Below are 1,668 nucleotides of genomic sequence, written 5' to 3'. Positions count from 1 at the left end.
GTAAGCGTTCAGGGGGTGTAAAGAAAACAAAAAACATTTCCCAAAATCAAGGAATGAAATTAAGCCGCTTTCAATAACTCAGAATCATCAGAACAAGGAGTAACTTGTGGAAGCAAAGAAGGTGGAGTGTTATCACCACGAGCAGCAACAACAGCCTGAGTTATAAAGTCCAAAACATTACGCTTTTGGGACTTGAGAGTTGTTACCACAGTGAGCATCCGAGCTACAAAATGACTACCAGCTTGAGTTTGAGAACCAAAACTAGTACGTCGCCAAATGACAGCAGGACGAATCGCCCTTTCCGCAGCATTATTAGTCGGTTCAACACCTGGAGTAGTAACGAACAACCAGATTGCCGCCTCAACCTTAAGTAATTGACGACAAGTGCGAACTGTTTTTGCTAGGGGTGTTTTTTCCCGCGCTGTAATCTGGTATTCGTCAGCTTCAAGTAAAGTTGCTCTAATGGATGAGCGAATCTCCTGAACCAACTCACCAAAATCATCACGAGATAAAGTACCATCTCGGACTCGATGCCACAACTCAAATAACTTCTCCTGTTGTTTAACCAATGCTGTTCCCAGTTGTGCCGAGACTCCAGGACGTTCTGATATTTTGATAAATTCTCGTCGCAGGTGCGCCCAACACAATTGCCGACGTTCCAGGTCTACCCAATTGTAAGCACCATGACGGTCGGAGTTTAAAATGCCACTGAAGTTTTCACCCAATAAATTCTTTGCCCCTTGAGTACAACGGGTGAGGGTGATTTCAAAAAATGTGACTAGGGGCGTAACTGCAACCCATAACCAAGCTTTTCGCTGTTCAGGATTAAAACCGTCAATATTTCCTTGATTAAAGCTGGTTTCATCGGCTCCGACAATGTTTGCACTTTGGATATAATGTTTGGCTTCATCCACACAGCAACCCAGAGCATTACTCGCTTCGTGCCGCAGTTTGTTAACAGTTCCCAATGAGATTGAAATTCCAAACACTTCCAGCATTGCACTTTGCACCATTCTTTGACTGTTGCGATATACTCCACTGAGTAATGCCACCAGTGCTACTACTCTTACCCCGTAACCACTTGGATTCACTGATTCTGGTAATCTGGCACGGGTCTTAGTGCCGCATCCACTACAGGTCAATTGATGCAAACGATGTTCTATGACTATGGGACTAATTGGTGGAATTTCTACTATCTGATGGCGATAGGGGTTTGTATCAACTCCCTTAAGACTGGCTCCACAATTAGCGCATTCTTCTGGATGATGATCTATTACTTCGCTACATTCTTCTATCGGGTATAAGTCTCTGCTATTTCCTTTATGACCTGCTTGACCCCCTCGTTTTTTACTACTTTTGTGTTTTGGCTGTTTTTTTCCAAAGCCCGGTGGGTCACTTGATGGTGGTAATGATGAGTTTTTTGATGTCTGATTAATTTTTTCTAATAGCTGTTCTTGTGCTGTCAGAACTTCTGCTATTTTCTTTTCTTGTTGTTCTATTTGCTGCACCATCTCCTCCACCAGTTTCTTGACGCTGTTTGGAGTTCTTCCCCAATCTTCCTGGGATATCTGCTCTAGCTGATTGGCGCACTTGTGTTCCATTCCACTTAATTTATCAGATTTTGAGCTTCATTTTTGGCTATCTCTCTTCTACCCCCTGAACGGTTAC

General features: G+C 43.3%; 1 protein-coding gene. It reads right to left on the bottom strand.

Annotated elements, in window-relative coordinates; all coding sequences use genetic code 11:
• Positions 1–59 precede the first annotated feature (59 nt).
• Entirely contained in the window at positions 60–1,601 is a 1,542-nt protein-coding gene (locus ACE1AT_RS01410) for an IS66 family transposase (protein WP_374865529.1), read from the bottom strand.
• Between the last annotated feature and the right edge of the window lie 67 nt (positions 1,602–1,668).

The sequence above is a fragment of the Pelatocladus sp. BLCC-F211 genome (genome assembly GCF_041928655.1).
Taxonomy (GTDB): domain Bacteria; phylum Cyanobacteriota; class Cyanobacteriia; order Cyanobacteriales; family Nostocaceae; genus Pelatocladus.
The sequence above is the reverse complement of the archived record's forward strand: the minus strand, read 5'-3'. Positions and strand labels throughout refer to the sequence as shown.

What these genes read in the sequence shown, in the direction of transcription:
- ACE1AT_RS01410 (WP_374865529.1), bottom strand. Translation starts at nt 1,601, where the DNA reads ATGGAACACAAGTGCGCCAATCAGCTAGAGCAGATATCCCAGGAAGAT.